The organism is Caldisericia bacterium (assembly GCA_021158845.1).
Classification (GTDB): Bacteria; Caldisericota; Caldisericia; order B22-G15; family B22-G15; genus B22-G15.
This window is the reverse complement of sequence record JAGGSY010000080.1, coordinates 1-4,455: the sequence shown is the minus strand read 5'-3', so window position 1 is coordinate 4,455 and position 4,455 is coordinate 1. Positions and strand designations below refer to the sequence as shown.

At 36.3% G+C, this 4,455-nt stretch carries 4 protein-coding genes; 3 read left to right on the top strand and 1 reads right to left on the bottom strand.

Annotated features, from left to right (window positions below):
- The coding region (locus J7J33_03110) for a carbon starvation protein A (GenBank protein MCD6168279.1) at positions 1–408 on the bottom strand (408 nt) is incomplete at its 3' end.
- Between the two features lie 188 nt (positions 409–596).
- On the opposite strand from J7J33_03110, the gene J7J33_03105 reads away from it, so the two are divergent.
- The 3 genes from J7J33_03105 to aspS all read left to right on the top strand — a co-directional run.
- A complete protein-coding gene (locus J7J33_03105) occupies positions 597–1,787 on the top strand; it encodes a tyrosine--tRNA ligase (protein ID MCD6168278.1) in 1,191 nt (396 codons plus the stop codon).
- Positions 1,784–3,055 carry a histidine--tRNA ligase gene (locus tag J7J33_03100; GenBank protein MCD6168277.1) on the top strand — a complete coding sequence of 424 codons (1,272 nt, stop codon included), beginning with the start codon at positions 1,784–1,786 and terminating at the stop codon, positions 3,053–3,055. Before J7J33_03105 ends, J7J33_03100 begins: the two co-directional genes overlap by 4 nt.
- Positions 3,042–4,455 (top strand): aspartate--tRNA ligase (aspS, locus tag J7J33_03095; protein MCD6168276.1); only part of this gene is annotated, 1,414 nt, incomplete at its 3' end. The genes J7J33_03100 and aspS, both read left to right, overlap by 14 nt.

Below are 4,455 nucleotides of genomic sequence, written 5' to 3'. Positions count from 1 at the left end.
ATATACAAAGAGCTCAAATGCATACTTTGTCTTTGGTGTCATAAGCTTACCAGAAATCCACTGAACCGATTTACCATCATATCTTACCGAAGCCATTAAGGCAAGATAGTCATGAACACTACCAATAAAAAGGTTACCTAACCAAATCCAGAGAATACTTGGTAACCATCCCCAGACCATAGCAAGTGCAGGTCCCACTATTGGACCAGCGCCAGCAATGGAAGCAAAATGGTGTCCATAGAGGACAAACTTATTTGCTGGCATGTAATCTACATTATCCCTCAATCTCACAGCAGGCGTTGGTCTGTTTGGATCTGCTTTAACTACCTCTCTCTCAAGACCCTTACCATAGACCATGTAGCCTATGATGTAAATAGCCCCACCAATAATTGCTAAAAGTGCGGTCATTTTAGCTTACCTCCTTTTAAAAATCTCAAAGGTTCTCGCACTCTCCGATCTCCTTATTATATATTATAACATAAATTTATGTATTTTATCTGAAAAATTTTAGCAAAATGTATTTTTATAAGAAACCTTTACTCTTGAAGTATATATAGTAAAATATTTGTAAATTCCTTTCCAAGGAGAGTGCTATGATTGATATAAAAGAACAGTTAAAGATAATTAAAAAGGGAACCTTAGAGATAATCAATGAGGAGGAACTTGTAGAGAAGTTAAAGAGAGGCAAACCTCTTATTGTAAAACTTGGTGTTGATCCCACAGCTCCAGACATACATCTCGGACACACTGTAGTTTTAAATAAGCTTCGGGATTTTCAGAGACTTGGACATCATGTAGTGCTTATTATAGGGAGTGGAACTGCAATGATAGGAGATCCATCTGGTAGAGATAAAGCAAGGAGTGGCCTTACTCCAGAGCAGATTGAAAAGAATGCCAGATACTATAGTAAGCAGGCATTTAAGATTCTGGATAGAGAAAAGACAGAGATACGATACAATGGTGAGTGGCTTCTTCCCTTAAAGATGAAAGAGATTGTAGAACTTGCCTCACATTTTACAATAGCAAGGATACTTGAAAGGGACGATTTCTTTAACAGGTATAAAAAGGGAGTTCCCATATATCTACACGAGTTTCTATATCCTGTCATGCAGGCATACGATTCAGTAGTGATAAAGGCAGATGTTGAGTTAGGAGGAAGTGACCAGAAATTTAACCTCTTGTTTGGCAGAGATCTCCAAAGAGATATGGGTCAGGAACCCCAGGTTGCAATTCTTATGCCAATACTTAGAGGAATTGACGGAGAAAAGAGGATGGGAAAGAGTCTTGGAAATTATATTGGAATAGATGAACCTCCCAAAGATATGTTTGGAAAAATTATGAGTATTCCAGACCACCTTATAATTGAGTATTTTGAGCTTCTCACAGATAGAGATCCAGACGAGATTGAGGAATTTAAAGAGAGGATGGACAAAGGAGAAAACCCCAGAGATTTTAAACTTCTTTTAGCTGAAGAGATTGTTTCAAGATTTCATTCAAAAGAGGATGCCAAAAGGGCAAGAGATAATTTTATAAAAATTTTCAGTAAAAGGGAGATACCAGAAGATATTCCTATTGTTGAAATTGTAGAGGATAAGATCAATCTCGTAGAGTTTTTAAAGGATCAGAATCTTGTATCTTCAAAAAGTGAGGCAAGAAGATTAATTTTACAGGGAGGTGTATCTATTGATGGGAAAAAGGTAAAACCTGAAGAGATCATAATAGATGTAAAGAATGGTATGATTATAAAAGTTGGAAAGAGAAGATTTTTAAAGGTGGTTAAGAGATGATCAAAGGTCCAAAGGGATGTCCTGATATTCTTCCAGATAAAACAGAATCGCTATACATTGTAATTTCATCCATAAGAAAAATTGTTGAGAGTTTTGGTTATAGAGAAATTATCACTCCGATCTTTGAACATAGGGAAATTTTTGAGAGAAGTGTTGGTGAGAATACTGATATTGTAGAGAAGGAGATGTACACATTCAAGGATAAAGGAGGAAGAGACCTTTCCTTAAGACCTGAAGGAACAGCATCTGTGATGAGAGCGTATATTGAACATGGTATGAAGTCTCTCCCACAACCTGTGAAGTTATACTACTTTGGACCAATGTTTAGATATGAGAGACCTCAAAAGGGGAGACAGAGGCAGTTCTTCCATTTTGGAATTGAGGCATTGGGTGATGAGAGTCCATACCTTGATGTGGAGGTTATAGATTTGGCTCTTATCATACTAAGGAAACTTGGACTTAAAGATCTAAGTGTGAAGATAAACAGTATTGGATGTAAAAGGTGCAGACCGAAGTATAGAGAGGCGCTGAGAGAGTATCTAAAGCCAAGATATGAGAAGCTATGCGATGATTGTAAGAGAAGGTTCTATTCTAATCCTTTAAGAATACTTGATTGTAAGAAGGAATCATGTAAAAGAGAAACAGAGGAAGCTCCAAGAATCATAGATTTCCTATGTGATGAGTGTAAAGGACATTTCAAGAAAGTTCTTGAACTCCTTGATATTCTTGGTGTCAGGTATGAAATTGACAATAGACTTGTAAGAGGACTTGACTATTATACAAGAACTGTATTTGAGGTTCAATCGGGTGATTTGGGAGCTCAGAATGCTGTTCTTGGTGGCGGTAGATACGATGATCTTTCTGAGAGTATGGGAGGTAAGAAAACGCCAGGTGTTGGATTTGCCATAGGAATAGAGAGATTGATGATTCTTCTTGAGAAAACTGGAAATTTGCCTTACAGAAAAAGAAAAACAATTTATATACTTCCCATTTCAGAGGCAGATTATATAGATGCGTTCAAGTTATACATGGATTTGGGAGAAGAAGGAAACAGTGTACTCATTCCATATAAATCTAAAAAACTAAAGTCTGGTATTACTGATGCAGTAAAGAGAGGTGCATCTTATCTAATAATAGTGGGAGGAGAGGAAAAGAAGAGGGGAAATGTAATTTTAAGAGACTTATCAAAGAAGGTTCAGGAGGAGATTTCCTTTATGGATATAAAGGAAAGAATCAAGCAATTGGAGGAAAGAAATGGAGAGGAGTAAGTATTGTGGTGAAATAAACAAAAGTGATGTTGGTAAAAAACTAACTCTTTTTGGATGGGTGAAAACAATTAGAGATCTTGGCGGTTTAACCTTTATTGAATTAAGGGATAGAAGTGGTTTTGTCCAGATAGTTTTTGATCCAGAGAAGGATAAAACTCTCCATAAAAGAGTTAAAGAGATAGGTTTGGAGTGGGTTCTTAAAGTTGTTGGAACTGTTAGGGAAAGACCAAAGGAGAATATAAATGACAAAATCCCCACAGGTGAGGTGGAGGTGATTGCTGAAGAGATGGAGGTGTTGAATAGATCAGATCCCCTTCCCTTTGAAATTGATTCAAAAAGTGAAATAAATGAGCTTTTAAGACTTAAATATAGATACCTTGACATAAGAAGAGAATTTATGAAGAGAAATATATACATTAGATCAAAGGTTACAAATATTGTGAGGAATTTTCTAATAAATGAGGGATTTTGGGAGGTGGAAACACCTATACTTACAAAGAGCACTCCTGAAGGAGCACGAGATTTTCTTGTTCCATCACGCATATATCCTGGAAAATTCTATGCCCTTCCCCAATCTCCTCAGCTCTTCAAGCAGATACTCATGATTTCAGGTATAGATAGATACTTCCAGATTGCAAAGTGCTTTAGAGACGAGGATTTAAGGGCAGACAGACAGCCAGAGTTTACACAAATTGATATAGAGATGTCCTTCGTCTCTGAAGATGACATTATGGATGTTGTTGAGAGAATGATTAAGAAAGTTTTTGAAGAAACTTTAAATATTAGTATTTCGATTCCTTTAAGGAGAATATCTTATTCTGAAGCAATGGAGAAGTATGGTTCAGATAAGCCTGATTTGAGATTTTCACTTCCTATAATTGATTTTACAGATATTTTTTTAGATTCAGATTTTAAGTTATTTAAAAACGCAATAAAAGAGGGTGGAAGAGTCAAAGGGTTTGTGATAAAAGACAAGATTCTGTCAAGAAAAGAGTTAAAAGAGATAGAGGAGAGGGTTAAAGATATTGGATTATCCGGTGTGATAGCTTATTCCATTTCTGATAAAGTTTCTTCAATTCTGTCAAAATTTATAAGTGATAAGCAAAGGAACAGATTTAAAAATTATGCCAGTGAAGGGGATACTATTCTATTGTTTGCAGGGAAAGGTGATGAGTTTTTGGAGTTACTTGGTAAAGTAAGATTGTATCTTGGGAATCTCTTTAACCTTATAGAGAAAGAAAAATTTGAACTTTTATGGGTCACAAACTTTCCTCTCTTTGAATGGAATGAAGAGGAGAAAAGGTGGGATTCAAAACATCATCCCTTTACCTCTCCCTCTCCTGAGACTGTTGAGTTGCTGGATAAAGATCCGGGGAAGGTTTATTCCCGTGCCTATGATT

Excerpts from the sequence above, each read along its gene's own strand:
- J7J33_03100 (MCD6168277.1), top strand. The coding sequence starts at position 1,784 with ATGATCAAAGGTCCAAAGGGATGTCCTGATATTCTTCCAGATAAAACA.